Here is a 25,993-nt window from a genome sequence, read left to right on the forward strand (position 1 = left end):
ACTCGCTTAGAAGCTCTGCTTTCTTCGCGTCCGTCGTCTAACGGGAGGCGAATTATGCAGACCGAAAACCCATCGGTCAACCCTATTCGCAAAATATTTTTCCAAGGCCTCTCAGCGTGCGCCAGTAGCGCTGGTGCAAACCGATAGTTCAGCGTGCTGGCGCCACTCGATGAGGGGGGCCTGAGCATCGCACTCGTTCATACAGGATGCCTAAGCATCCCACCGAGATGCCATGCCCACCATCGTGCACAATGTCCGCAGCCACGCACTGTTCTGCGCGTAGTCGAGCAACCGGTATCAAAGGAGCGTTGTGCCGGCGGCAGGACGTCGAATGATTCTTGTCGACATCTCACTGCCGGCATCTCCACTCACGATTCTTCAGTACATTCCAGAAAGCAGAAAGCCACTCCGGAGAGTGGCTTTCTGTTTATTTGGTGGGCCTCCCGTGAGTCGAACACGGCACCAACGGATTATGCTTACCAGCTACGGTTTTCACCGCCCCTTTCGGGTTTGTGGTCTGGACTGTCTCTTGTCATTACGACTCGCCCGTACAGTCTCTACACCTTCCCAATCAACATCATTGGGCTTGGCTCGGGATTGGCATTGTGACTCGCACAGAAGCGTTCCCCGACTTTGAGCGATTCTACTGAGGAGCAGAGCTAACTTACTCCACGGCAACCCATTCACGACCCACCATGCCGTGCTGCATGGGTTAGGTGGGTCCTTGCTAAGTCCGCTGCTCTAACCAAGCATGAGCTAGAGGCCCTGAAAACCTGAAGATTTTATCGTATCTACTGGCTATCCACGCAAGGATCTTGTAGAGCCTCACGGGCCATTTCGCAGATTGGCCGACATACTACACGAAAAAGGGGTCTTCGCGACCGCAACGCCCAAGCGAAACAGCCGGAAGACCCCTTCAAACCACCACGTCATTTGCGACGATCCACCAACGTCGATCAATTCCCTTCGAGGAAGGACTTCAGCTTGTCAGAACGGCTCGGGTGACGCAGCTTGCGCAACGCCTTCGCTTCGATCTGACGGATCCGTTCACGCGTCACGTCGAACTGCTTACCGACTTCTTCGAGCGTGTGATCGGTACTCATCTCGATACCGAAACGCATGCGCAGCACCTTCGCTTCGCGCGGCGTCAGCGAGTCGAGCACGTCCTTCACGACATCACGCATGCTGGCGTGCAAGGCAGCGTCGGCCGGCGCGACCGTGTTGTTGTCCTCGATGAAGTCGCCCAGATGCGAATCGTCGTCGTCACCGATCGGCGTTTCCATCGAGATCGGCTCCTTCGCGATCTTCATGATCTTGCGGATCTTGTCTTCCGGCATTTCCATCTTCTCAGCCAGCGTTGCCGGATCCGGCTCGAGACCGGTTTCCTGCAAAATCTGGCGCGAGATGCGGTTCATTTTGTTGATCGTTTCGATCATGTGAACCGGGATCCGGATCGTACGTGCCTGGTCAGCGATCGAACGCGTGATGGCCTGACGAATCCACCACGTGGCATACGTGGAGAACTTGTAGCCACGACGATATTCGAACTTGTCCACCGCCTTCATCAGGCCGATATTGCCTTCCTGAATCAGGTCGAGGAACTGCAGACCACGGTTCGTGTACTTCTTCGCAATCGAGATCACGAGACGCAAGTTCGCCTCGGTCATTTCGCGTTTCGCCTGGCGCGCCTTCAGTTCACCGGCCGCCATCTGACGGTTGGTTTCCTTCAGATCCTTCAGCGGCAGCACGACGCGCGCCTGCAAATCGAGCAGGCGTTGCTGCTGTTCCTGAATAGCCGGAATGTTGCGCGTGAGGATCGCGCTATACGCGTGGCCTTCGCCGACGATCTTCTCGGCCCATTCGAGATCCGTTTCGCTGCCTGGGAAACGCGCGATGAATTCCGCACGCGGCATGCCGCACTTGTCGACCACCGTATGCAGGATCTGACGCTCAACCTGGCGCACTTCGTCCACTTGCGCACGCAACGTGTCGCACAGACGCTCAACGGTACGCGCGGTAAAGCGGATCGTCATCAGTTCGTTCTGGATCGTTTCCTGCGCCTTCAGATACGACTTGGACTTGTAGCCTTCCTTCTCGAACGCGCGGCGCATCTTGTCGAACCATTCGCTGATCATGGCGAACTTTTCGAGCGAGGCACGCTTGAGCGCTTCCATCTGCGCTGCGTTGGCCGTAGCCTGCGCGGTGCCGTCGTCTTCTTCCTCGTCGTCCGTTTCCTCTTCCTCTGCTTCCTCGTCTTCGCTCTCGATCGCTTCCGCTTCCTGCGCCGAGAAACCGTCCACGTCTTCCGCGTTGGCGTCGATCAGGCCGTCGACCAGCTCGTCGATACGGATTTCCTCGTTCGCGACACGCTCAGCCATCGCCAGAATGTCGGCGATCGTGGTCGGGCACGCGGAGATCGCCATCACCATGTGCTTGAGACCGTCTTCGATCCGCTTGGCGATTTCGATTTCGCCTTCGCGCGTGAGCAGCTCGACCGTACCCATTTCGCGCATGTACATGCGGACCGGGTCGGTCGTGCGGCCGAATTCGGAGTCGACGGTGGAGAGCGCGACTTCCGCTTCCTCTTCCACTTCGTCGTCAGACGAAGCCGCGGGCGCGTTGTCGTTCAACAGCAGCGTTTCAGCATCCGGCGCCTGTTCGTACACCGCCACGCCCATGTCGTTGAACGTGCTGATGATGCCTTCGATCGCCTCGGTCTCGGTGAAGTTGTCCGGGAGGTGGTCGTTGATTTCCGCGTACGTGAGGAAGCCGCGCTCCTTGCCGAGCTTGATCAGCGCGCGCAGTTTGGAACGGCGCTCTTCGAGTTCCTCGACGGTGCCCGGCTGAGACGACGCAAACGCGTCTTTCAGCAGCGCTTTTTCCTTTGCACGACGATCGCGAGCCTTGACCTTTTCCACCTTGCCTGGAACGGCCGCAGGGGTTTCTTCGCTCTGGGTTGCGTCGTCATCGACGGGTGTTTCGTTCAGCTTTTTCGTCATGGAGTTCGTCGTACCGGCTGTAGTCTCGACTCGCGGCTGTTGGACAACAGCCGGTTGAACCGTGGATACTGGAGTCTGACGCTCTACCGCATCGTCCTGCGCGGCAGGCGCTTCCCTTGCGCTTCTCACATCCGGCCGTTTTGTGGCCGGTGGTGGTACAGCTTTCACCGCCCTGACCGGCTCCGCTCGCGCAGCGGAACTGGTCGAGGATTTCTTCCCGGCAGCAGGTGTGACGCTTGCGGCAGACGTTTTTCTGGGGGAAGAAGCTAACTTGGCCTCGGTGACCTTTCCGGTCGGCTCATTCGAACCTGTGCCTGTAGCTTTTTTTCCGCCTGGTGTCTTTGCCATCGCAATCGCCTTTTCGCCTTTGCTAGGAAAACCATTGAAAAAACAAACCGCTAGAAACCTTTTATTATAGCACTCAGCCTTCCGCCATCCCGCTTACAGCCCAAGCTGGCGCTTCATCTCAGCCCGCTTCTGATTCAGGCTGGTCAGCTCCGCAAACTCCTCCGGCGTGTGCCGGGATTGCCGCGAAAGCTGCTCGAGACGATCGCAGTAAGCGTCATACCGCATCTTCAGAATCGCCGCTTTCAGCTCCTCGCCGACGATCCGTTCCTGCTCGCGCCGTTCCTCGATGACGGTCGCATCCTCCGGGTCCTTCAGCAGCAAATCCCGGACGTTTTCATCATAGTCTAGAATTTTGCGAAAGATTTCCTCGAAAGTTGGGGCATTGGCGCCGTTTCGCAATAGGTCGGACAGCAACTGGAACTCCGCCGAATCGCCCAGCGCACGCGCGTGCGTCGTCACTTCTTCGAACAGCTCGCCATGCCGGGTGACGCTCAGAAGCGCCTGCTCGGCCTCCTCGTCGAGCACGGCCACCGTCCGCGGATACATCACCAGATTGCGCAGCGTTTTTTCCTCAATCCCTGTCACGCTGCGCCGGTCTTTGCGGGCCGGCGCCGATCGGGCGGCCGCCGCAATCCGGGCGTCAACTTCGCATAACGCCGCCACCTCGTCGAACGGCACATCGAGCCGGTCGGCGAACATATGCATGATCTGCGCGCGCAGCGCGTTGGCGGGCAGTTGCTGCAGCAGCGGCTTCGCGTCGAACAGCGCGCGGGCGCGGCCTTCCGGCTGATCCAGCTCCTTGCCGGTCAGCACCTCGTTCAGCATGAACTGCGACAGCGGCATGGCGCGCTCCACCTGGTCGGCGAACGCTTCCGTGCCAAATTCGCGCACGTAACTGTCCGGATCGTGCTCGGACGGCAGAAACAGGAACCGGATGGTCCGGTTGTCCGCCGCGTGCGGCAGACAGGCATCCAGCGCTCGGCGCGCGGCACGGCGCCCCGCCGAATCGCCGTCGAAACTGAAAATGACCGTATCGGTCTGACGCATCAGTTTCTGCACATGAATCGGCGTGCAGGCCGTGCCGAGCGTGGCCACCGCGTTCTGGAACCCCAATTGGGCCAGCGCGACCACGTCCATGTAGCCCTCGACCACCAGCACATAGTGCTGCTCGCGAATGGCCAGACGTGCCTCGAACAGCCCGTACAACTCGCTGCCTTTGTTAAATAGAGGCGTTTCCGGCGAATTCAAATACTTCGGTTCACCGCCGTCCAGCACGCGGCCGCCGAAGCCGATCACCTGCCCTTTCACATTGCGTATCGGGAACATGATCCGCTCGCGAAAGCGGTCGTATCGGCGATTCTGGCCTTGCGCATCCGACTTTTCGCTGACGATCACAAGCCCCGATTCGACCAGCGAATCATCCCGATAGTTGGGGAAAGCAGGCTCGAGGTTTTGCCAGCCATCCGGCGCGTAGCCGAGGCCGAAACGGGCGGCGATCTCGCCGGTCAGGCCGCGTTTCTTCAGATACTGGATCGCGACCGGCGCGCCGCGCAGCTGCTTGCGGTAAAAGTCGCACGCGGTCTGCATGACGTCGGACAGCGCGGTGGTGACCGCCTTGGAGGCAGCCGGCGAATACCCGCCGGAACCCCCGCCATATCCCGGCGAAGGCTCGTTCGGCACGGTCAAACCGACCGATTGAGCGAGTTCGTTGACCGCTTCCGGGAACGTGGAGCCGACATGCTCCATCAGGAAACCGATGGCCGTGCCATGCGCGCCACAGCCGAAGCAGTGATAAAACTGTTTAGTCGGACTAACCGTAAACGAGGGGCTCTTCTCGTTGTGAAACGGGCACAGCCCCATGAAGTTCGCGCCGCCCTTTTTCAACTGCACATACCGACCGACCACGTCGACGATATCGACGCGGTTGAGCAGGTCCTGCAGGAATGACGGTGGAATCACAGTGAATGACGCTACCTAAAAAGCTCAAGGCTGCGCGCGCCATCGAACCACGGCGCGCGCAGACCGGAAATACAGGAATTACTTCGCGAGTGTGGCTTTGACTTGCGCCGAGACAGCGGTCATGTCGGCGCGGCCGGCCAGCTTCGGCTTGAGTACGCCCATCACCTTGCCCATGTCCTGCGGGCCGGCAGCGCCGGTTTGCGCGACCGCGGCCTGAACTTCGGCAACGATCTCCGCTTCGGACATCTGCGCCGGCATATAGGCGGACAGGATGGCCAGTTCGGCCTTTTCCTTGTCGGCGAGATCCGTGCGGCCAGCGGCTTCGAACTGGCTGATCGAGTCTTTGCGCTGCTTGATCATCTTGTCGATGACGGCCGTGATCGCCGCGTCGTCAAGGGTGACGCGTTCGTCGACTTCGCGTTGCTTGACCGCGGCGAGCAGCAAGCGGATCGTGCCGAGACGCTCGGTCTCACGCGCCCGCATGGCAGCTTTCATGTCGTCGTTGATCTGGTCCTTGAGGCTCATTACTCACCTGAATGCGTTGAAAATTTAAAAACCGGCCGCTTACGGTACCAATACGCCGTACCAATACGCTGCATCCAACACAAACGCCCGCTTGGGACTGCTTCCTCAAGCGGGTTGGCGCAATTTTGCGTAGTGGATGCGACCCTGCCGGCTGGCCCGAAGGGCCGTGTTTTCCGCGATGGCACCTGCTGTGCCGTCACCGTTGGATGTCGCCGCTCCGTTCAAGGGGAACCGCGGCAACGCCAGAATCAGTAGAACTTCTTTGGCAGCATCTGGCCACGCAGACGCTTGAAATGACGCTTAACCGCAGCCGCCTTCTTGCGCTTGCGCTCAGCCGTAGGCTTTTCGTAAAACTCACGAGCGCGAAGTTCCGTTAGCAGCCCGTTTTTCTCCATCGTGCGCTTGAAGCGGCGCATGGCAACTTCAAACGGCTCGTTGTCTTTTACGTGGATGGTCGTCATTTTTCAATAACGAAACTTTGTAAAGGTTCAGGAGTATAGCAGAGCTTTCTCACAAAGCTAATGCGCCGTCAAGCCCCCAGAACGTACTCTGCGCACGCCTGACCGGCTGCCACGCCGGAGGCCCACGCCCATTGGAAATTGTAGCCGCCGAGCCAGCCGGTCACGTCGACCGCCTCGCCGATGAAGTACAAACCCGGCGTGCGGGCACTCATCATCGTCGCCGACGACAGGTCGCGCGTGTCGATGCCACCGCGCGTGACCTCGGCCTTGCGGTAGCCTTCGGTGCCGTTCGGGGTGAGCGTCCAGCGCGACAAAGCCTCACCGACGCGGCGCAGGGTCTTGTCCGGCAGATCAGCCACGCGGGCTTCGGCGGGAATCTGGTGGGTTTCCAGCCAGACGTGGGCGAGCCGTTGCGGCACCCACTCCGAAAGCAGATTGGCGATCTGGCGCTTCGTGCCGGTTTTGGCTTCCAGCAAAGCGCTCGTGGCGTCCTGCTCGGGCAGCAGATTGATGTGAATCGGCTCGCCGGGCTGCCAGTAGCTCGAAATCTGCAGAACGCCCGGGCCCGACAGTCCGCGGTGGGTGAGCAGCAGGTCTTCATTGAACTCGCCGCCGGTCTTCTTGTTGCCGGTCGCCAGTTGCACCTCGAGCGACACGCCGGAGAGCGCCGAGAACGGCTCCCAGTCGGCCGGGGCGAACGTCAGCGGAACCAGGGCAGGGCGGGTGTCGATCAGCTTGTGACCGAATTGCTTGGCGAGACGGTAGGCGAAATCGGTGGCGCCGATCTTGGGGATCGACAGGCCGCCGGTGGCCACCACGAGCGCGCGGGCCGTGATCGGGCCCGAGTGGGTGTCCAGCGTGAACCGGCCTTCGGCGTCATGCCGTACCTGCTCGACCGCGAGCGGCGTGCGCCACGCAACGCGGCCCGCGTCGCACTCGCTCTTCAGCACGTCGATGACCGCGTCACTCGACTGGTCGCAGAACAACTGACCCTTGTGCTTCTCGTGCCACGTCACGTGGTGACGCTTGAGCAGCGCCATGAAGTCACGCGGCGTATAGCGCGCCAGCGCCGAACGGCAGAAATGGGGGTTGGCCGAGAGGTAATTGGCCGGCCCGGCGTACAGATTCGTGAAGTTGCACCGGCCGCCGCCGGAAATGCGGATTTTCTCCGCGAGACGCTGCGAGTGGTCGATCAGCACCACGCGGCGGCCGAGCTGCCCGGCCACGGCCGCGCACATCATGCCGGCCGCGCCTGCGCCGATCACTGCGATATCGAAGGATTCCATGGGGCCGCATTGTACCCGCGCGCCTGCGGCCCCGTGCCCGCGCTGCTATACTTTGAGGCTTGCCTTTTCACTTTTGGGTGCCCGAGTGGCTTCACTCTCACGCGCCCGCTCAAAGCCCCCATCATGCTCGTTCTCGGCATCGAAAGCTCCTGCGACGAAACCGGTCTCGCGCTCTACGACACAGAGCGCGGCCTGCTCGCGCACGCGCTGCATTCGCAAATTGCGATGCACCGGGAGTACGGCGGCGTGGTGCCGGAGTTGGCGTCGCGCGACCATATTCGGCGCGCGCTGCCGCTGCTCGAAGAGGTGATGGAACGGGCCGGCGCGGTGCGCAGCGACATCGACGCGATCGCCTATACGCAGGGCCCGGGCCTCGCGGGCGCGCTGCTGGTCGGCGCGAGCGTTGCGAATTCGCTGGCCATGGCGTGGGACAAACCCACCATCGGCATCCACCATCTCGAAGGGCATTTGCTGTCGCCGCTGCTGGTGGATGAGCCGCCGCCGTTTCCGTTCGTCGCGTTACTGGTGTCAGGCGGCCATACGCAGTTGATGCGTGTGACGGACGTGGGCGTCTACGAGACGCTGGGCGAAACGCTGGACGACGCCGCCGGCGAAGCCTTCGACAAAACCGCTAAGCTGCTGGGCCTCGGTTATCCGGGCGGCCCGGAAGTGTCGCGAATGGCGGAATTCGGCACGCCGGGCGCAGTGATCCTGCCGCGCCCGATGCTGCATTCCGGCGACCTCGATTTCAGTTTCAGCGGGCTGAAGACGGCTGTCCTCACGCACGCGAAGAAGCTCGGCGGCGCGAATATCTGCGAGCAGGCGAAAGCGGATCTGGCGCGCGGTTTCGTCGATGCTGCCGTAGACGTGCTGGCGGCGAAATCGCTGGCCGCGCTCAAACAGACGAAGCTCAATCGGCTGGTGGTAGCAGGCGGGGTCGGCGCGAACCGGCAACTGCGCGAGGCCCTTTCCGCCGCGGCGAAGAAACGCAATTTCTTCGTCCACTACCCGGACCTGTCGCTGTGTACGGACAACGGCGCGATGATCGCCTTGGCCGGCGCACTGCGATTGCAACGCTGGCCCGATCAATCGGCCAAAGACTACGCGTTCACGGTGAAGCCGCGTTGGGACCTGACTTCCCTGGCACGCTGAACCTCAGCAACCTAAGGGTGTAAAAAAAGCCGCTCAAAGAGCGACTTTCTTATTCCAGCAACGGACCGCGCGAATCAGGCCGCCCGCTTATCCCGTTCGATCACCGCATACGCGCTGTGATTGTGAATCGATTCGAAGTTCTCAGCTTCGAGCACATACGCAACGATGCGCTCGTCCGCGTTCAGACGTTGCGCGACATCGCGCACCAGATCCTCCACGAACTTCGGATTTTCGTAGGCGCGCTCAGTGACGAACTTCTCGTCCGGACGCTTCAGCATGCCCCACAGTTCGCACGAGGCTTCTTCTTCAGCAATACGAACCAGCTCTTCCACCGCCACATCGCCCGCCAGCTCGGCGTTGATCGTGACGTGCGAGCGCTGGTTGTGCGCGCCGTACTGCGAAATCTTCTTCGAGCACGGGCACAGGCTCGTGACCGGCACCAGTACCTTCAGGAACAGGCGCGTCGCGCCGTTGCGCGTCTCGCCCGTCAAGGTCACTTCGTAGTCGAGCAGACTTTGCACGCCCGACACTGGCGCGGTCTTATTCACGAAGTACGGGAACGACACTTCGATGCGACCGGCCTCGGCCTCGAGCTTTTCAAGCATCGCGGCGAGCATGGTGCGGAATGTGGCCGCCTCGAGCGGCGCCTTGTTCTCTTCAAGCAGCGCGACGAAGCGCGACATGTGCGTGCCCTTCTGGTCGGCTGGCAGATGCACGTCGAGATTCCACGTACCCACAGAAGGTTGCACTTCGCCGCCTTGCGTGCGCACCGTCAACGGATGGCGCACTGCCTTGACGCCGACGCGTTGAATCGGAATCTGACGCGTATCAGGCGTGCTCTGCACGTCGGGCATCACAAAGGCGGGGTTCATCTGGTTCATATTCTTGTCCTTTCAAGAAAGCGCCGGGCCACCCCAGGTTTTCCGCTCCGCAGGAAGTCCCCCGCCCCGAAGGAAGCCCCCTTGGGGATTGGAGGATTGCCCCTTCAGGGGCTGTCGCGAACCGACAGGTTTGGGCGTTCTCAGCAGCCGTGCGGACCAAGGCGCGCAATGGCAAACGCCGGCCCTTGCCGGCGTTGGATGATGGACCCGAAGGTCCATCGATTCAAGTTGGAGATTGCTATGGCCGCCATAGCCGCGGCATAGCGCACGGCCAGGCAGCTGAACGACCAGCCAATCGACTCAACTCAGCGACGCAACTAAGCGACGCGCTTCACCGAGGATTGACCGGCGACTGCGCCGCTGGAAAGAAAGCGTTCGCGAATCGACTTGGCGATGCCCGTTGCGTCCAGACCGCACGCGGCGAGCAGCTTGGCCGGATCCCCATGATCGATGAAGCGATCCGGGAGGCCCAATTGTAGTACGGGTCGCATAACCCCACTTTCAAGCAGGGCTTCGACGCACGCCGAACCCGCGCCGCCCATCACGCAGCCTTCTTCGACCGTGACGATGGCGTCGTGCGTTTCGGCCAGGTGGCGAACCAGCTCGGCGTCCAGCGGCTTCACAAAGCGCATGTTCGCCACCGTGGCGTCCAGTTGCTCAGCGGCCGCCAGCGAGGGCGCCACCATCGTGCCGAATGCCAGAATCGCAATCCGCTTACCGGCCGGCTGCGACGTTTCGCGACGGATCTCGCCCTTGCCGAGCGGCAGCGCCGTCATTTGCTTGACCGTTGCCACGCCCGTGCCGGCACCGCGCGGATAGCGCACCGCCGTTGGGTTCGGCTGTTGCAATGCGGTGTACAGCATCTGACGGCATTCGTTTTCGTCCGATGCAGCCATCACGGTCATGTTCGGGATGCAGCGCATGAACGCCAGATCGTAAGCACCCGCGTGCGTCGCGCCGTCAGCGCCGACCAGACCCGCGCGGTCGATGGCGAACACCACCGGCAGGTTTTGCAGCGCGACGTCATGAATCAATTGGTCGTAAGCACGTTGCAGGAAGGTCGAGTAGATCGCGACCACCGGCTTCATGCCGTCCGCCGCCAGACCGCCGGCGAACGTCACCGCGTGCTGCTCGGCGATGCCGACGTCGAAGTAACGATCCGGGAAGCGCTTCTCGAACTCGACCATGCCCGAGCCTTCACGCATGGCCGGCGTAATGCCGACCACGCGCGCGTCCAGCTCGGCCGCGTCGCACAGCCATTCGCCGAACACTTGCGTGTACGTCTTCTTCGACGGCGTGCTGGCAGGCTTGATGCCCTCAGCCGGATTGAACTTGCCCGGGCCGTGGTACAGCACCGGATCGGCTTCGGCCAGCTTGTAGCCCTGTCCCTTCTTCGTGACGACGTGCAGGAATTGCGGACCGCGCAGCTCCTTGATGTTCTGCAGCGTCGGGATCAGTGAATCGAGGTCATGACCGTCGATCGGGCCGATGTAGTTAAAACCGAACTCTTCGAACAGCGTGGCCGGCACGATCATGCCCTTCGCGTGCTCTTCGAGTTTGCGGGCCAGATCGAGCATAGGCGGCGCGACGCGCAGCACACGTTCGACGCCCGCACGCGCGGCCGCGTAGAAGCGGCCCGACATCAGGCGCGCCAGATGGCGATTCAGCGCGCCGACCGGCGGCGAAATCGACATGTCGTTGTCGTTGAGGATAACCAGCAGCGGCACGTCGTCTTCGACGCCGGCGTTGTTCATCGCCTCGAAGGCCATGCCGGCCGTCATCGCGCCGTCGCCGATCACGGCGATGCCCGTGCGGTTCTCGCCCTGCAGCTTGCTCGCGATCGCCATGCCGAGCGCGGCCGAGATCGAGGTGCTGGAGTGCGCGGTGCCGAAGGTGTCGTATTCCGACTCGTCACGCTTCGGGAAGCCCGAGATGCCACCGAGCTGACGCAGCGTGTGCATCTGGTCGCGGCGGCCCGTCAGGATCTTGTGCGGATACGTTTGATGGCCGACGTCCCAGACGATCCGGTCACGTGGCGTGTCGAACACATAGTGCAGAGCAATGGTCAACTCGACCGTGCCGAGGTTGGACGAAAGATGGCCGCCCGTCTGCGATACGCTGTCGAGCACAAAAGCACGCAACTCGTCTGCAAGCGGTTGCAATTGGCGGCGATCGAGGCGGCGCAAGGCTGCCGGGTCGTCGATGGTTTTCAGCAAGTCGTACATCGTCGTTCCATTGTAGGAAAACTTACGCGCCCGCACTTCATACACGCACCGTTAGCAAAGGTGCGCGGCGGCGGGCTTTCGCGTTCAGCTAACCCGGTTCACCACCAGGTCGGCCAATTCGGCAAGACGCTGCGCACGCGCGCCAAATGGCGCAATCGCAGCGTGAGCGTCACTGCGCAGTTGCGCTGCAAGTGCACGCGACGCCTCTAGCCCAATAATCGACACGTAGGTCGGCTTGCCGTCCTTCGCGTCTTTCCCTGCGGTCTTGCCAAGCGTCGCGGAATCGGTCGTGACGTCGAGAATATCGTCGACGACCTGAAACGCGAGGCCGACAGCGGCCGAATAAGCGTCGAGCGAGCGCATCGCCTCCGCATCCGGCGTTTCGCCGGCCAGCGCGCCCATGCGCACTGCCGCACGCAGCAACGCGCCGGTCTTCATCCGGTGCATGGTTTCCAGTTGCGTGCGCGTCAGCGTATGGCCGACGCTCGCCAGATCGATCGCCTGACCGCCGCACATGCCGATCGAGCCACTTGCCAACGCCAGCTCGCGGACCAGCGAAGCCTGCTGAGCCGGGGCCAGAACATCGGACGTCAGCGCGACGAACGCCTGCGACTGCAGGGCGTCGCCGACCAGCAACGCCGTGGCCTCGTCATATTTGACGTGTACCGTGGGTTTGCCGCGACGCAGCGCGTCGTCGTCCATGCAGGGCATGTCGTCGTGCACGAGCGAGTACACATGGATCATTTCCAGCGCCGCCGCTGCCGCATCCAGGCATTCGGCGCGCGCGCCGGTCAGCTCGCCAGCCGCGTGGCACAGCAGCGGGCGCACCCGCTTGCCGCCGCCCAGCACGGCATAGCGCATGGCTTCATGCAGTTTGGCCGGTTCGGTCGCTTCCGTGGGCAGGTAGTGTTCTAGTGCCGTTTCGACGCGCTCGAGTACCGAGCGTGTCCATTGTTCGAATGTCATAGGTCGTCCCCGCTTTCAGTAGCGGCTGTGCCTGCGCTATTCATAGGCAGCGGCTTGAGCGTCTCGCCATCGAGCACGCGCACCTGCTGCTCGACCTTCTCGAGCTGCTGCTGGCAAAACGCCACGAGAGCCGCACCGCGCCGGTAGGCGGTGAGCGACTCCTCGAGGCTGAGATTGCCGCCTTCCATGCGCGCCACCAACCCTTCCAGCTCAGCCTGGGCGGCCTCGTAGTTCTCCGGCAACGGCGTGGTATCGACGCCTTCAGCAGGCGCAGCAGCAGTATCTTTCGACGCGGTCTTCGCCATGAATAGTCGCAAAATTAAAACAAGTCGGACATTCTACGGCAAAAGCGACTTTTCCGATCCCATCGCCAGCCCGCGCCCCGCCTTTGCCCTCCGCGTCCGACCCTCAGTCTCGCAGAAAAAAAACGATTGGTCTGCGGCGTAAACCGTGAACTTACTTGACATTTTTGACCCAAATCAGTCACTTAAGTACCCTTGGACGGGGGAAACAGGTATAATCTCGGGCTCCCTAAATCGAATCTTCGATGGTTGGGTTGTTCACTGCTTTCACGTCTTCACGGGAGTGGGAATGTCCAATCTGAGCAATGCATTGCAGTTGCGGTCTGTCCACAGCCAGCTGCCAGTCACGGCTTACTTTGACGAAGCGCTTCTAACGCGCGAAATCGACACCCTTTTCAAGAAAGGTCCTCGCTACATCGGCCACGATCTCATGGTGCCCGAAGCGGGAAATTATTTTGCTTTGCCCAGCGAGAGCGAAGGGCGTGTGCTCGTCCGTAACCAGCAGTCGCAAGTCGAACTGCTGTCGAACGTGTGCCGCCACCGGCAAGCCATCATGCTCAACGGCCGCGGCCAGACGGAGAACATCGTCTGCCCCCTGCACCGCTGGACGTACGATCTGAACGGCCAGCTCCTCGGCGCACCTCATTTTGCTGATAACCCCTGCCTGAATCTCGGCGCCACGCCGCTGCAGAACTGGCAAGGCCTGCTGTTCGAAGCGCAGGGGCGCGACGTCGCGCGCGATCTGGCACGGCTTGGCACCAAGCAACACTTCGATTTTTCGGGCTTCATGTTCGATCACGTCGAAGTGCACGAGTGCAATTACAACTGGAAGACCTTTATCGAGGTCTATCTGGAGGACTACCACGTCGCGCCGTTCCATCCGGGCCTCGGCAGCTTCGTCAATTGCGACGATCTGACGTGGGAGTTCGGCGAGTGGTACAGCGTGCAGACGGTCGGCGTTCACAAGGATCTGGAGCAGCCGGGCAGCCCAACCTACCGTAAATGGCACGACGAAGTGCTGCGCTTCCGCGGCGGCAATCCGCCGGAGTTCGGTGCGATCTGGATGGTGTACTACCCGGGCATCATGATCGAGTGGTATCCGCACGTACTGGTGGTGTCATGGCTGATTCCGCGTGGTCCGCAGAAAACCACCAATGTGGTGGAGTTCTATTACCCTGAGGAAATCGCGCTGTTCGAACGCGAGTTCGTCGAAGCCGAGCGCGCCGCCTATATGGAAACGGCCCGGGAAGACGACGAGATCGCCGAACGCATGGATGCCGGCCGCCGCGCACTGATGGAACGCGGCGAATCGCAGGTCGGCCCGTATCAGAGCCCGATGGAAGACGGCATGCAGCACTTCCACGAGTTCTTGCGGCGCGAACTCGGCGCGATCTGATCCGCGCACGGTCCGCGCGTGCTCCGCATGCGTCGGCGTTTGAGCCGATCCTCGCGCGAACCGCATCAAAGCATGGAAAGACGGGCTTCGGCCCGTCTTTTTTTGTTTAGACTATCAGTATCGTTCGGCCATTCGCTAACGGCGCCAAGCCGCCAGGCGAGCGCCGCAATCGCCCGCTTCGCAACCATATTGCATGGGACTGGAGACGTCATGCCCCACACTCACTACACCACACTCATCTCCGCGACCAATCTCGCGGAACGGCTAGCCGCCGCGCCGGGTAGCGTGTTCGTCATCGATTGCCGTTTCGATCTGGCCGACACCGAGGCGGGCGAGAAAGCCTATCTGGCCGGGCATTTGCCGGGCGCGCATTATCTGCACCTCGATCGCGATCTGTCGGGGCCGAAGACGGGCACCAATGGCCGCCATCCGCTGCCGGATCGCGCCCGGCTGGTGGAGACGCTGGAATCCCGCGGGCTCAAGCAGGGTCAACAGGTGGTTGCCTATGACTCACAGGGTGGCATGTACGCCGCGCGCGCATGGTGGCTGCTGCGCTGGCTTGGCCATGATGCGGTTGCGTTGCTCGATGGTGGATTGCAAGCCTGGCAGGCCGCCGGCCACCCGCTGACGCAAGACGCGCCGGCGCAGAACACCGGCGACTTCAAAGCGGGCGCGCCGCTTTCCGTCACCGTCGATGCGCAAACCGTCGAACGCAATCTCGGCACGAAAGAACGCGTTGTGGTCGATGCGCGCGCGAACGATCGCTATCGCGGCGAGAACGAAACGCTGGATCGCGTCGGCGGCCATATTCCTGGCGCGCTCAACCGGTTCTTCAAGGACAACCTCACCGCCGACGGCCGCTACAAACCGGCCCACACGTTGCGCGAGGAATTCCATGCGTTGCTCGGCGACACGTCGCCGGAGCACGTCGTGCTGCAATGTGGTTCGGGTGTGACGGCATGCGTGAACGCGCTCGCAATGGAGATCGCCGGCATGCATGGCGCGGCGCTGTATGCAGGATCGTGGAGCGAATGGAGTTCTGACCCGAAGCGGCCGGTTGCAACGGGTCCGAATCCTTAAGCGTCCCAGCCAAGCGCGTGCGTTTATGCGACGCCGTGCTGCTTGAACCACAGCAGCGCACGTCGCCAGCCATCTTCCGCATCGGCCTTCTTGTAGCTCGGCCGGTAGTCAGCGAAAAACGCGTGGCCCGCGTCGTCATACACGACGAATTGCGAGCCGCGCCCCGCCTGCGGACCCTGCGCGATGGCCTGCTTCATCTGCTCGAGCGTGTCTTGCGGGATACTTTTATCCTGGCGCCCGTATAGGCCCAACACCGGCGCATGCAGATCGCCGACACCATCGAGCGGGTTCGCGGGCGTGGTCGCGCTGTGATCTCCGACCACGCGCCCATACCACGCTACCGCAGCCTTGAGCCGCGGATTGTGCTCCGCATACAGCCAGGCGATACGTCCTCCCCAGCAAAAACCGTTCACGCCAAGTCGGTTCAGATCGCCGCCATGCTCACCCGCCCATGCGACGGTAGCGTCGAGGTCGCCCAGCGCCTGCTCGTCCGGCACCTTGCTGAGAATCTGATCGCTGATCTGCTGAATGGTCGGCAGCACCGACGGATCGCCCTCGCGGACGAACAGATCCGGCGCGATCGCGAGATAGCCCAGCTTGGCAAAGCGTCGGCACACGTCCGCAATATGCTCGTGCACACCGAACGCCTCATGGATCACGATGATCACCGGCAGATGCGTCTTGCCCTTGGGCTGCGCGCGATAAGCCGGCACCAGCGTGTCGCCTGAATGCACCGCTACCTCGCCGGCTTCGAGGCCATCGCTATCGGTATGGATGGTTTGCGCCGACACCGGCAGAACAGCCGCGGCGAAACCGGTGCCGAGTGCGGCCTTGATGAAAGTACGGCGATTGAAAGGAACGTGCGGGACCAGGCTGTCGATCTCAGGTTTCAGCATGTGGCGCTCCTCGGATGAAGGTTGGATGCAACAGAATACGCCTCGCACGCATCCTGTTGCACATGCAACCTTATCGAACGCGGCCGGCCGTCAGTGCAGCTTGACCCGCGGCAGCGTGGTGCGCCGCAACCAGTGCGCGAAGGTATCGAGCACCATCCGCGCATAGCCGTGCAGCGCGGCGATATGCAGCCGGTACAGCGACATGTACATGAAGCGCGCGAACAGCCCTTCGATCAGCATATTGCCGCCGATCACCCCGCCCATCAGATTGCCGACCGCGCTGAAGTGCCCGAGCGACACCAGCGAGCCGAAGTCGCGATAGGTAAATTCGGGCAGCGGCTTGTTCTCGAGCCGGGCCGCAAGCGCCTTCATCAGGAAGCTTGCCTGCTGGTGAGCCGCTTGTGCACGCGGCGGCACGTTGCGCTCGTTGCCCGGCCATGGGCAAGCCGCGCAATCGCCGAGCGCGAAGATGTTGTCGTCGACTTCGGTTTGCAGTGTGCGGCGCACGATGAGTTGCCCCAGACGGTTGACCGGCAGGCCGTCGAGCTCACTCAGAATGGCGGGCGCCTTGATGCCCGCTGCCCACACCGTCAGATCGGCGCGCACGGTTTTACCGCTAGCCGTGCGGATCATGCCCGGCGCGACCTCGGCCACGGTCTCGCCGATCATCAGCTTCACGCCAAGCTTGGTGAGCAATTCGGCGGTGGCTGTCGATACGCGCTCCTGCAAGGCCGGCAAAATGCGCGGCCCCGCCTCGATCAGCACGATACCGACGTCGTGCCGCGGATCGAGCTTATGCAAGCCGTACGCGGACAACACCTGGGCCGTATTGCGCAACTCAGCCGAAAGTTCGACACCCGTCGCGCCGCCGCCCACAATCGCCACCTGGATGCGCGGCTCAGAGGAAGGCGACGTGCCCGAGGCCGGTTCGACCGGTTCATGCACCTGATGCTCCGCGCGCATACAGGCCGCGATCAGCCGTTTGCGGAAACGCTCCGCCTGGCTGACCGTATCGAGTGCGAGAGAAAACTCAGGCGCGCCCTTCACGCCGAAGAACGCGGTGGTGCTGCCAATCGCGATGATCAGCGTGTCGTATTCGAGTTGGCGTTCGGGCAACAGTTCTGCGCCATCGTCGTCGAGTACCGTACCGAGCGTGAGGCGCTTGTTCGCACGGTCCAGACCGGTCAGATCGCCCTGCTGAAACTCAAAGCCGTGCCAGCGCGCTTGCGCCGCGTATTCGAGTTCCTGGGTGAACGGGTCCATGCTGCCGGCTGCCACTTCATGCAGCAGCGGCTTCCAGATATGGGTTGGATTACGGTCGACGAGCGTCACTTGCGCGTGCATACCGCCTTTGTTCTTGTGGGGCGCGTAGCGGTCGCCTAAGCGTGTCGCCAGTTCCAGCCCCCCCGCGCCCCCGCCAACGACGATAAAACGATGCATTGAACTCTCCGTATTTGCCGATGGGTTATGCGTCGCGACGGCGCGTCGTGAAACATGAAACGCGCGCGCTGTCTGTTTTAACGATTGTCCGCGAGCGGCACGGGTTGTCACAAGCTATCAATACGCATATGTGACATGCGCACGACGTTATCGCCTATCACGCGCCCCGTCACACGCACGTCAATGCGCTTCTTCCCAGTTCAGGCCCGCACCGACTTCTGCGACCAGCGGCACTTTCAACGCGGCCACGCCGCACATCAGTTCCGGCAAGCGCTTGCGTACGTCGGACAATTCAGCGTCCGGCACTTCGAGAATCAGTTCGTCGTGCACCTGCATGATCATGCGCGTACCGACCTTCGACTCTTCGATCCACTTCTGCACCGCGATCATCGACAGCTTGATCAGGTCGGCGGCCGTGCCCTGCATCGGCGCGTTAATGGCCGCGCGCTCGGCTGCCTGACGGCGCGGACCGTTGCCACCGTTGATCTCCGGCAGCCACAGGCGGCGGCCGAACGCCGTTTCCACGTAGCCCTTGGCCTTCGCGCTCAGACGCGTTTCGTCCATATACCGCGCGACGCCCGGATAGCGCGCGAAGTAGCGGTCGATATACAGCTTGGCCGCGTCGCGCGTAATGCCGAGGTTCGCGGCAAGACCGAACGCGCTCATGCCGTAGATCAGACCGAAGTTGATGACCTTCGCTACACGACGCTGATCGTTCGACACTTCGAGCGGCGTCACGCTGAAAATTTCCGCCGCCGTGGCGCGGTGAATGTCCTCGCCTTGCGAGAATGCGCGCAGCAGGGATTCGTCGCCGGAAATGTGCGCCATGATGCGCAATTCGATCTGCGAGTAGTCGGCAGAGACGAGCTTGTGGCCCGGCGGGGCGATAAACGCCTCGCGAATGCGGCGGCCTTCGCCGGTGCGCACGGGAATGTTCTGCAGGTTCGGATCGTTCGACGCCAGACGCCCCGTGACCGCCACCGCCTGTGCATAGTTCGTATGCACACGGCCGGTCTGAGCGTTGACCATGCGCGGCAGCTTGTCCGTATAGGTCGATTTCAGTTTCGACAAGCCGCGGTGTTCGAGCAGGATTTTCGGCAGCGGATAGTCTTCGGCAAGCTTCTGCAGGACTTCTTCGTCAGTGGACGGCGCGCCGCTCGGGGTCTTCTTGACCACCGGCAATTCAAGCTTCTCAAAGAAGATCTGACCAATCTGCTTCGGTGAACCCAGATTGAATTCGCCGCCGGCCAGCACGTACGCTTCGCTTTCCAGTTGAATCAGACGCGTGGCGATTTCGCTGCTTTGCGCGCGCAACTTCTCGGCGTCGATCAGCACGCCGGTACGCTCCATCTTGCGCAAGACGCGCGAGGTCGGCACCTCGATGTCGCGATACACGTAGTCGAGCGTCTTCTCCGCGGCCACTTGCGGATACAAGGCCTGGTGCAGACGCAAGGTGATGTCGGCGTCTTCCGCCGCATACTCCGCGGCCGTTTCCAGCGCGACTTCGTCGAAGCCGATTTGCGACGCGCCCTTGCCCGCGACCTCTTCGTACTTGATCGTCTTGATGCCGAGATGACGCAGCGCAAGGCTGTCCATGTCGTGCGTACGGTGCGATTCGAGCACGTACGATTCCAGCAGCGTGTCGTGTTCGACGCCGCGCATTTCGATGCCGTAGTTCGCCAGCACCTGTTCGTCGTACTTCATGTGCTGGCCGACCTTCTTATGCTCGGCGCTTTCCAGCCACGGCTTGAGCTTCGCCAACACTTCATCGCGCGGCAGTTGCACGGGTGCGTCCGGACCGCGATGCGCGACCGGCACATAAGCGGCATAGCCGGGTTCGACCGAGAACGACAGGCCCACGATCTGCGCGATCATCGGATCGAGCGAGGTGGTTTCGGTATCGAACGCAGTCAACTCGGCGGCGTTGATTTTCTCAAGCCAGGCGTCGAACTGTTCCCAGGTCTGCACGGTGTCATAGTGACGCTCGTGATCCACGGTGAGCGCCGGCGGCACATCGGTCTCGGGACCTTCCACGGCTTCCGCGACTTCCACCTCACGCAGCCAGGTCTTGAAACCGTTGCGCGTGAACACGTCGCGCAGCTCCTCGCGCAATTCGGGCCGGCTTTGCAGGCTTTCTTCGATCGACACGATATGGCCGGTCAGATCGCATTGGCGCTCGACGGTGACGAGCTTCTTCGCCATCGGCAGAAAATCGAGCGCACGCCGCAGATTGTCTCCTACCGCACCTTTGATCTCGTCCGCATGTGCGACGATGCCATCGAGGGTTTCGTACTGCGTCAGCCATTTGATCGCCGTTTTCGGCCCGCATTTCTCGACGCCGGGCACGTTGTCGACGGTATCGCCGATCAACGACAGGTAGTCGATGATGCGCTCCGGCGGCACGCCGAACTTGGCGATCACGCCGGCGCGGTCGAGCTTCTCGTTAGTCATCGTATTGATGAGGGTGACATGATCCGACACGAGCTGCGCCAGATCCTTGTCCCCAGTCGACACGATCACATTCATGCCACGCTTTTCCGCCTCGGTGCTGAGCGTGCCGATCACGTCGTCAGCCTCGACGCCTTCGATCATCAGCAGCGGCCAGCCGAGCGCGCGCACGGCGACGTGAATCGGCTCGATCTGGCGCGAGAGATCGTCCGGCATCGACGGGCGGTTCGCCTTATAGTCGGCATACCAGTCATCGCGGAACGTTTTGCCCTTGGCGTCGAACACGCAGGCGCTATACTCTGCTGTGACTTCCTTGCGCATGCGCCGCAGCATGTTGATCATTCCGTAGAGCGCACCCGTCGGGCCACCTTCGGGTCCGCGCAGATCAGGCATCGCATGGTAGGCCCGGTACAGATAACTCGAACCGTCGACCAATAGCAGGGTCTTACCTTCAAGGCTTCGTTCTTCAGGCATTATGACTAAGAGAAAAGTGATTCCGAGTCTGCGATCACTCGCAGATCAAGAGCGCGCAACGGCTAAGAAGGCCCGCGCATCGTGGCAGATGTTCACGATTATGGCAGAGTTTATCGAGGCGACCGAGTACCTCTCGGAGATTCGTCCGGCTGTCAGCATCTATGGTTCAGCGCGCCTGAAACCGAACTCGCCGTATTACAAACTCGCCACGCAGATCGCGCGCAAGCTGTCGGACGCAGGCTTCGCGGTCATCTCGGGCGGCGGCCCCGGCATCATGGAAGCGGCCAACAAGGGCGCTCATGCCGGCAAGGCCCCCTCAGTCGGCCTGAACATCGAGCTGCCGCACGAGCAATCAGGCAATCAATGGCAGGACATCTCGCTGCGCTTCCGCCATTTCTTCACGCGCAAAGTCACGTTCGTGAAGAACTCGGATGCGGTGATCGTCATGCCGGGCGGCTTCGGCACGCTGGATGAACTCGCCGAAGTCCTCACGCTGATCCAGACCAAGAAGTCGCGCCATGTGCCGATCATTCTGGTGGGCGGCGAGTTCTGGGAAGGCCTGCTTGCGTGGTTCAAGAACTCGCTCACGCCGATGGGCCTGATCAATCCGACGGATATGGACCTGATGCAGGTGATCGACGACCCGGATCAGGTGCTCGAAGCGGTGTTGAAGTTCTACGAGGACCGTGAAGAAGTTGAACCGCATCCGGCCAAGTCGGATGACGACCGGATGTTCTATCTGTAATGCTGAAGCTTCGCGCCCTGTGCGCGAAGTAAATGCTCGAAATAAGCGTGCGGTGTTCGATGAGTATTGAACAACGCACTCAGGTTCTAGCGGGCGGCCTCCAGGTCGCTCGCTTCCGCTACATCGGTCTGATCACCCTGCGCTTGCAGCCATTCGCAGAACTGCGCCACGAGCGGCGCCTGCGCGACCTCCCGCCTCGCTACCCACCAATAGCCGCGCGCATCGATACGCGGACCGGCCAACGGCACGACGAGCCGTCCCGATGCCAGCTCGTCCGCCAGCAAGGGCAACGGACCGAGCGCCACGCCAAGGCCATCCACCGCAGCCTGCAAGGCCAGATAGAAGTGATCGAACGACTGCTTCTTCCGGCATTTCGCCGTAACCCCTGCTGCCGATAACCAGTTGCCCCACGCATCGGGCCGTGTGTCCGAATGCAGCAGCACGTGCTTCGCGAGATCGTCGGCCGCCTTGATCGGCGAGCGTTGCAGGAGCGAGGGTCTGCAGACCGGAATCTCGCTTTCGCCGAGAAAATGGCCGCTCACGCAGTTCGGCCAATGTGCCGGACCGCGCCGCACCGCGACGTCGAAGCTGTCCAATGTTTCGACCGGTGCGTTTGAAGTTGATAAGCGCAGCTCCACATTCGGCACCTTGCGCTGGAACTGATGAAGCCGCGGCAGCAGCCATTTCATTGCGAAAGTCGGCAGCGCATTCACCCTTAAAACGTGAACAACGCCGGTGTCGCGCAGCTGGTCCGTAGCCAGCGCGATGCTGTCGAACGCGGCCTGCACCGTGGCCAGATAGCGGCGGCCGTCGTCGGTCAGACGCACGCGCTTGCCGCGGCGATGGAACACCTGCACGCCGAGCCATGCTTCAAAAGCCGCGACTTGCCGGCTAATTGCACCGTGCGTCACATGCAATTCGTTTGCCGCGGCGGTGAAGCTTTCATGCCGCGCGGCAGCCTCGAAGGCACGCAGCGCCGGAAAAGGAGGAAGATTACGGGCCATGCTTGTGATTCTAGATCACAAAGCCGCGCTCAAAAATCGTTTGCCCAGAGCCGGTTCGGCGCTAACCTCCAAAGCTTGACCTGGAAGCTTGGCGATATGGATCACGATCTCACCTCGAACGAGGCCGCACTGGCGCCCGCACCCACATTGCGGGAAATTTTTGGCGGCTTTCTCGGCCTCGGGCTGATCTCGTTCGGCGGCGCGCTGCCGCTGGCGCGGCGCGCCGTAGTCGACCAGAGGCGCTGGCTGACCGGCGCGGAATTCACCGACTTGCTGGGCCTGTGCCAATTCTTGCCTGGCGGCAACGTGATCAATCTTTCGGTCGCAATCGGGATGCGCTTTCGCGGCGTGCCGGGTGCGCTAGCCGGTTTGCTCGGTTTGATCGCGGGGCCTTCGCTGATCGTGATCGGCCTTGGCGTGCTGTACGAACACACGCAAAACAACCCGTACGTTCGTCATCTGTTTGCCGGTCTTGCGGCCGCAGCGTCCGGCCTGCTGATCTCGATGGCCGTGAAAATCCTGCTGCCATTGCGGAATAAACCGATGGCCGCGCTGATCGCGGCGCTCGGCTTCATCGCGATCGCGATCATGCGCCTGCCGCTTCTGCCTACGATGCTGGTGCTCACGCCGCTCAGCATCTACATTGCGTCGAGGGCCGCACGATGAACGACACGCTCATTTCTCTTGCCATTATTTTCAGTCAGCTTTCGCTACTGGCGTTCGGTGGCGGCAATACGATTCTTCCGGAGATGCAGCGTCAGGTGGTGGATGTCCATCACTGGATGCCGGCCAGCGAATTCAGCGCGCTGTTCGCGCTCGCACAAGCGGCGCCGGGGCCGAACCTGATGATCGTGACGCTGTCGGCTGGCATGTGGCGGGTTGGGCAGGGATGCTGGTGACGTCAGTGGCGAAGTTCGGACCCTCTTCGCTCGTGACGATTCTTGCGCTGCATGCGTGGGACAGATTCAAGGACCGTCCGTGGCGGCGTTACGCGCAAATGGGGCTGGTGCCGGTGACAGCCGGCATCGTCGCGGCGAGCGCGGCGCTGATCGCCGAAGCGTCAAACCCGATGGCGATTGCATGGGCAATCTGCGCTGTTACCGCCGTGCTGGCATTGAAAACGCGCATTCATCCGCTGTGGCTGCTGGCGGCTGGAAGCTTGATCGGGCTGACGGGGTTTGGGCAGTTCTAAGCCAGAAAGCCAGAGATAAGGCTTGCAGGCGAGCGCAAACAACGCTCACCCGCAAGCATAAGCGCTTACTGAAACGCCACTTCCGCGAAGCTACGCAACTTGCGGCTATGCAAACGATGCAGACCATTCATCCGCAACAACTCCATCGCCTTCACACCGATCTGCAGATGCTGATCGACCTGCGCGCGATAGAACTGATCCGCCATGCCGGGCAGTTTCAATTCGCCATGCAAGGGCTTGTCCGACACGCATAGCAAGGTGCCGTAAGGCACGCGGAAGCGGAACCCGTTGGCGGCGATCGTCGCGCTTTCCATGTCGAGCGCGACCGCGCGGCTTTGCGACAACCGCTGCACCGGCTCGCGATGATCGCGCAGCTCCCAGTTACGGTTATCCACGCTCGCCACCGTGCCCGTGCGCATCACGCGCTTCAATTCGACGCCATCCAGTTGCGTGACCTGCGCGACCGCGCGTTCCAACGCCACCTGCACTTCGGCCAGTGCAGGAATCGGCACCCACAGCGGCAAGTCGTCGTCGAGCACGTGATCTTCGCGCACATAGCCGTGCGCCAGCACGTAATCGCCCAGACGCTGCGTGTTACGCAGACCCGCGCAGTGGCCGAGCATGATCCACGCATGCGGACGCAGCACGGCAATGTGATCGGTGATCGTCTTCGCATTCGACGGTCCAACACCGATGTTGACCATCGTGATGCCGCTGCCGTCGGCACGCTTCAGGTGATACGCAGGCATCTGCGGCAGACGCGGCGGCGCCGTGCCTTCCTGCGCCTGCTCACCAAGATTTTCGTTGTACGTGATCACGTCGCCCGGTTCGACAAACGACGTGTATTCGCTACGATAGGCGCGCAATTCTTCGTCGTCGGTATGGGCCATCATTGTGCGGCCGAGTTTGACGAACTCGTCGATATAGAACTGGTAGTTCGTGTACAGCACGTAGTTCTGGCAATGCGTGGGCGAGGTCGCCGTGTAGTGCTTCAGCCGGTGCAGCGAGAAATCCACCCGCGCCGCCGTGAACAGCGCCAACGGATGCGGTTCGCCCGGCGGCGGCTCATACGTGCCGTTGACGATGCGGTCGTCGAGCAACGCGAGGTCCGGCGTGTCGAACACGTCGCGCATCAGGAACAGGCGCTCGCGATCCAGATCGCCCTCGAGGTGAATGCCCTCAGCGAAGGCGAAGTGAATCGGAATCGGCTGATCGGACACCCCGACTTCGATCTGCACGTGATGGTTCTTGGCCAGCAGGCGCAATTGCTCGCGATAGTAGTCGCCAAACAGATCCGGCCGCGTGACCGTGGTTTCGAACACGCCCGGACCCGCGACAAAACCGTACGAGCGGCGCGAGTCGATATGCGTGTTGACTTCGGTGCGCACCCGGACGAACGGGTAGCAGGCGCGCACCCGGCGCTCGAACAATTCGTTGCGGCGGTAGCGCGCGAAGGCGTCGCGCAGGAACGAGGTGTTCGCTTCGTAAATCGCCGACAAACGCGTGACGGCCTCGGTCGCGTCGTCGAAGGATTCGGTTGGGAAGCTGTTGGCGGGAGTTTGCACCGCGCGTTGATTGGTATCGTTGTTCATCTTCATTCGCCTCGATTGATGAGATGACATTACCACGGAACCCGTGATCGCCAAATGACCGCGCGGCGCCTACCACAGCCGCGGCAACCGTGGTCACAAGATTGCGCGCACGTCGCGCGAAAGCGGCGCAAAATAAGGCGATTGCGCCCGTAGGCAAGGCTGGATTTGCTAGAATCGGGGCACCATATTGGAGAATCACCATGAAGCCGCTCCTTCCCGTCGCCGTTGCACTGGCCCTCGCCTTTGGCAACACCGCGATGGCTGCCCAGCCTGTCGACGAGACTCCGCCGGCCGACGTGGCCCAGTCGGCCAATGAACGGGCCGGCCTGCCTGACCTGGCGAAGATCAATCGTCCGGCCGCCGAGGTCAGCTCGAAGGTCGAAATCAACGTCCCGCGCACGCCAAGCTTCTACGAACGCAGCGCTAACGGCACCGAAATCACCGAATATCGCGACAAAGGCAAGCCCGTTGAGATCAACGTGCATTCGAATCTCGGCACACGCTATCAGATGAGCGCGCCGCTCGACACGTCGCCCACCGTGCGCGACAACGGCCGCGCAAGCACGCGCTTGCCGTCGGTGCATCTGACTTATTGATACATTCCGGGGCGGCGTGAGCCGCT

At 61.8% G+C, this 25,993-nt stretch carries 20 protein-coding genes and 1 pseudogene; 7 read left to right on the plus strand and 14 right to left on the minus strand.

The window, feature by feature from the left end; genetic code table 11:
• Positions 1 to 956 precede the first annotated feature (956 nt).
• The 5 genes from rpoD to PQQ96_RS03165 all read right to left on the minus strand — a co-directional run bounded on the left by rpoD (position 957) and on the right by PQQ96_RS03165 (position 7,578).
• Positions 957 to 3,347: an RNA polymerase sigma factor RpoD gene (gene rpoD / locus PQQ96_RS03145; protein ID WP_408288628.1), complete on the minus strand. Its 2,391-nt coding sequence runs from the start codon at positions 3,345 to 3,347 to the stop codon at positions 957 to 959.
• 93 nt (positions 3,348 to 3,440) lie between these two features.
• Positions 3,441 to 5,306, minus strand: a complete 1,866-nt coding sequence (gene dnaG / locus PQQ96_RS03150; RefSeq protein WP_408288631.1) for a DNA primase — start codon at positions 5,304 to 5,306, stop codon at positions 3,441 to 3,443.
• A gap of 78 nt (positions 5,307 to 5,384) precedes the next feature.
• Positions 5,385 to 5,831, minus strand: a complete 447-nt coding sequence (locus PQQ96_RS03155) for a GatB/YqeY domain-containing protein (RefSeq protein ID WP_408288634.1) — start codon at positions 5,829 to 5,831, stop codon at positions 5,385 to 5,387.
• Positions 5,832 to 6,079: 248 nt separating this feature from the next.
• On the minus strand, positions 6,080 to 6,292 hold the full coding sequence (gene rpsU, locus PQQ96_RS03160; protein ID WP_054034832.1) for a 30S ribosomal protein S21: 213 nt from the start codon (positions 6,290 to 6,292) through the stop codon (positions 6,080 to 6,082).
• Between the two features lie 68 nt (positions 6,293 to 6,360).
• A complete protein-coding gene (locus tag PQQ96_RS03165; RefSeq protein ID WP_408288636.1) occupies positions 6,361 to 7,578 on the minus strand; it encodes a BaiN/RdsA family NAD(P)/FAD-dependent oxidoreductase in 1,218 nt (405 codons plus the stop codon).
• A 123-nt stretch (positions 7,579 to 7,701) separates the two neighbouring features.
• Between PQQ96_RS03165 and tsaD the strand changes: the two genes are divergently transcribed.
• Positions 7,702 to 8,730 carry a tRNA (adenosine(37)-N6)-threonylcarbamoyltransferase complex transferase subunit TsaD gene (gene tsaD, locus PQQ96_RS03170; RefSeq protein ID WP_408288639.1) on the plus strand — a complete coding sequence of 343 codons (1,029 nt, stop codon included), beginning with the start codon at positions 7,702 to 7,704 and terminating at the stop codon, positions 8,728 to 8,730.
• A 74-nt stretch (positions 8,731 to 8,804) separates the two neighbouring features.
• Here the strand turns inward: tsaD and folE2 are convergent, their stop codons facing one another.
• The 4 genes from folE2 to PQQ96_RS03190 all read right to left on the minus strand — a co-directional run bounded on the left by folE2 (position 8,805) and on the right by PQQ96_RS03190 (position 13,107).
• On the minus strand, positions 8,805 to 9,611 hold the full coding sequence (gene folE2, locus PQQ96_RS03175; protein ID WP_408288642.1) for a GTP cyclohydrolase FolE2: 807 nt from the start codon (positions 9,609 to 9,611) through the stop codon (positions 8,805 to 8,807).
• 317 nt (positions 9,612 to 9,928) lie between these two features.
• On the minus strand, positions 9,929 to 11,836 hold the full coding sequence (gene dxs, locus PQQ96_RS03180; RefSeq protein ID WP_408288645.1) for a 1-deoxy-D-xylulose-5-phosphate synthase: 1,908 nt from the start codon (positions 11,834 to 11,836) through the stop codon (positions 9,929 to 9,931).
• Positions 11,837 to 11,920: 84 nt separating this feature from the next.
• Positions 11,921 to 12,802 (minus strand): polyprenyl synthetase family protein, encoded by an 882-nt coding sequence (locus PQQ96_RS03185; RefSeq protein ID WP_408288648.1) that lies wholly within the window; start codon positions 12,800 to 12,802, stop codon positions 11,921 to 11,923.
• A complete protein-coding gene (locus PQQ96_RS03190) occupies positions 12,799 to 13,107 on the minus strand; it encodes an exodeoxyribonuclease VII small subunit (protein ID WP_054034828.1) in 309 nt (102 codons plus the stop codon). The genes PQQ96_RS03185 and PQQ96_RS03190 overlap by 4 nt, the downstream gene beginning before the upstream one ends.
• A 286-nt stretch (positions 13,108 to 13,393) precedes the next feature.
• Here PQQ96_RS03190 and PQQ96_RS03195 point away from each other — a divergent pair, with 286 nt between their 5' ends.
• A complete protein-coding gene (locus PQQ96_RS03195; protein ID WP_408288651.1) occupies positions 13,394 to 14,500 on the plus strand; it encodes an aromatic ring-hydroxylating oxygenase subunit alpha in 1,107 nt (368 codons plus the stop codon).
• A gap of 210 nt (positions 14,501 to 14,710) precedes the next feature.
• Positions 14,711 to 15,580, plus strand: a complete 870-nt coding sequence (locus PQQ96_RS03200; protein ID WP_408288654.1) for a sulfurtransferase — start codon at positions 14,711 to 14,713, stop codon at positions 15,578 to 15,580.
• A 23-nt stretch (positions 15,581 to 15,603) separates the two neighbouring features.
• Here PQQ96_RS03200 and PQQ96_RS03205 read toward each other — a convergent pair whose 3' ends face one another.
• The 3 genes from PQQ96_RS03205 to polA all read right to left on the minus strand — a co-directional run bounded on the left by PQQ96_RS03205 (position 15,604) and on the right by polA (position 20,838).
• Positions 15,604 to 16,476, minus strand: coding sequence for a dienelactone hydrolase family protein (locus PQQ96_RS03205; protein WP_408288657.1), 873 nt, complete (start codon positions 16,474 to 16,476; stop codon positions 15,604 to 15,606).
• Positions 16,477 to 16,566: 90 nt separating this feature from the next.
• Positions 16,567 to 17,916, minus strand: coding sequence for an NAD(P)/FAD-dependent oxidoreductase (locus tag PQQ96_RS03210; RefSeq protein WP_408288660.1), 1,350 nt, complete (start codon positions 17,914 to 17,916; stop codon positions 16,567 to 16,569).
• Between the two features lie 180 nt (positions 17,917 to 18,096).
• A complete protein-coding gene (gene polA / locus PQQ96_RS03215; protein WP_408288662.1) occupies positions 18,097 to 20,838 on the minus strand; it encodes a DNA polymerase I in 2,742 nt (913 codons plus the stop codon).
• Position 20,839: 1 nt separating this feature from the next.
• Between polA and PQQ96_RS03220 the strand changes: the two genes are divergently transcribed.
• Positions 20,840 to 21,583 carry an LOG family protein gene (locus PQQ96_RS03220; RefSeq protein ID WP_074288973.1) on the plus strand — a complete coding sequence of 248 codons (744 nt, stop codon included), beginning with the start codon at positions 20,840 to 20,842 and terminating at the stop codon, positions 21,581 to 21,583.
• Positions 21,584 to 21,669: 86 nt separating this feature from the next.
• Here PQQ96_RS03220 and PQQ96_RS03225 read toward each other — a convergent pair whose 3' ends face one another.
• Positions 21,670 to 22,587 (minus strand): transcriptional regulator GcvA, encoded by a 918-nt coding sequence (locus tag PQQ96_RS03225; protein WP_408288665.1) that lies wholly within the window; start codon positions 22,585 to 22,587, stop codon positions 21,670 to 21,672.
• Positions 22,588 to 22,683: 96 nt separating this feature from the next.
• On the opposite strand from PQQ96_RS03225, the gene PQQ96_RS03230 reads away from it, so the two are divergent.
• Together PQQ96_RS03230 and PQQ96_RS03235 are read left to right on the plus strand one after the other, a co-directional pair.
• The gene (locus PQQ96_RS03230) at positions 22,684 to 23,253 is read left to right on the plus strand and encodes a chromate transporter (RefSeq protein WP_408288668.1); all 570 of its coding nucleotides are present in this window, start codon (positions 22,684 to 22,686) and stop codon (positions 23,251 to 23,253) included.
• Positions 23,250 to 23,779: pseudogene (locus PQQ96_RS03235) on the plus strand (chromate transporter). The gene PQQ96_RS03230 and the pseudogene PQQ96_RS03235 overlap by 4 nt, the downstream one beginning before the upstream one ends.
• 65 nt (positions 23,780 to 23,844) lie before the next feature.
• On the opposite strand, the gene PQQ96_RS03240 reads toward PQQ96_RS03235, so the two are convergent.
• Positions 23,845 to 25,371 (minus strand): AMP nucleosidase, encoded by a 1,527-nt coding sequence (locus tag PQQ96_RS03240; RefSeq protein ID WP_408288671.1) that lies wholly within the window; start codon positions 25,369 to 25,371, stop codon positions 23,845 to 23,847.
• A gap of 200 nt (positions 25,372 to 25,571) precedes the next feature.
• Between PQQ96_RS03240 and PQQ96_RS03245 the strand changes: the two genes are divergently transcribed.
• Positions 25,572 to 25,967 carry a hypothetical protein gene (locus tag PQQ96_RS03245; protein ID WP_408288674.1) on the plus strand — a complete coding sequence of 132 codons (396 nt, stop codon included), beginning with the start codon at positions 25,572 to 25,574 and terminating at the stop codon, positions 25,965 to 25,967.
• The last annotated feature ends 26 nt before the right edge of the window (positions 25,968 to 25,993 follow it).

Source organism: Paraburkholderia sediminicola (assembly GCF_046027825.1).
GTDB lineage: Bacteria > Pseudomonadota > Gammaproteobacteria > Burkholderiales > Burkholderiaceae > Paraburkholderia > Paraburkholderia sediminicola_D.

Coding starts and splice junctions, on each gene's coding strand:
- rpoD (WP_408288628.1), bottom strand. CDS start 3,347: ATGGCAAAGACACCAGGCGGAAAAAAAGCTACAGGCACAGGTTCGAAT.
- PQQ96_RS03155 (WP_408288634.1), bottom strand. CDS start 5,831: ATGAGCCTCAAGGACCAGATCAACGACGACATGAAAGCTGCCATGCGG.
- rpsU (WP_054034832.1), bottom strand. CDS start 6,292: ATGACGACCATCCACGTAAAAGACAACGAGCCGTTTGAAGTTGCCATG.
- PQQ96_RS03165 (WP_408288636.1), bottom strand. CDS start 7,578: ATGGAATCCTTCGATATCGCAGTGATCGGCGCAGGCGCGGCCGGCATG.
- tsaD (WP_408288639.1), top strand. CDS start 7,702: ATGCTCGTTCTCGGCATCGAAAGCTCCTGCGACGAAACCGGTCTCGCG.
- folE2 (WP_408288642.1), bottom strand. CDS start 9,611: ATGAACCAGATGAACCCCGCCTTTGTGATGCCCGACGTGCAGAGCACG.
- dxs (WP_408288645.1), bottom strand. CDS start 11,836: ATGTACGACTTGCTGAAAACCATCGACGACCCGGCAGCCTTGCGCCGC.
- PQQ96_RS03185 (WP_408288648.1), bottom strand. CDS start 12,802: ATGACATTCGAACAATGGACACGCTCGGTACTCGAGCGCGTCGAAACG.
- PQQ96_RS03190 (WP_054034828.1), bottom strand. CDS start 13,107: ATGGCGAAGACCGCGTCGAAAGATACTGCTGCTGCGCCTGCTGAAGGC.
- PQQ96_RS03195 (WP_408288651.1), top strand. CDS start 13,394: ATGTCCAATCTGAGCAATGCATTGCAGTTGCGGTCTGTCCACAGCCAG.
- PQQ96_RS03200 (WP_408288654.1), top strand. CDS start 14,711: ATGCCCCACACTCACTACACCACACTCATCTCCGCGACCAATCTCGCG.
- PQQ96_RS03205 (WP_408288657.1), bottom strand. CDS start 16,476: ATGCTGAAACCTGAGATCGACAGCCTGGTCCCGCACGTTCCTTTCAAT.
- PQQ96_RS03210 (WP_408288660.1), bottom strand. CDS start 17,916: ATGCATCGTTTTATCGTCGTTGGCGGGGGCGCGGGGGGGCTGGAACTG.
- polA (WP_408288662.1), bottom strand. CDS start 20,838: ATGCCTGAAGAACGAAGCCTTGAAGGTAAGACCCTGCTATTGGTCGAC.
- PQQ96_RS03220 (WP_074288973.1), top strand. CDS start 20,840: ATGACTAAGAGAAAAGTGATTCCGAGTCTGCGATCACTCGCAGATCAA.
- PQQ96_RS03225 (WP_408288665.1), bottom strand. CDS start 22,587: ATGGCCCGTAATCTTCCTCCTTTTCCGGCGCTGCGTGCCTTCGAGGCT.
- PQQ96_RS03230 (WP_408288668.1), top strand. CDS start 22,684: ATGGATCACGATCTCACCTCGAACGAGGCCGCACTGGCGCCCGCACCC.
- PQQ96_RS03240 (WP_408288671.1), bottom strand. CDS start 25,371: ATGAACAACGATACCAATCAACGCGCGGTGCAAACTCCCGCCAACAGC.
- PQQ96_RS03245 (WP_408288674.1), top strand. CDS start 25,572: ATGAAGCCGCTCCTTCCCGTCGCCGTTGCACTGGCCCTCGCCTTTGGC.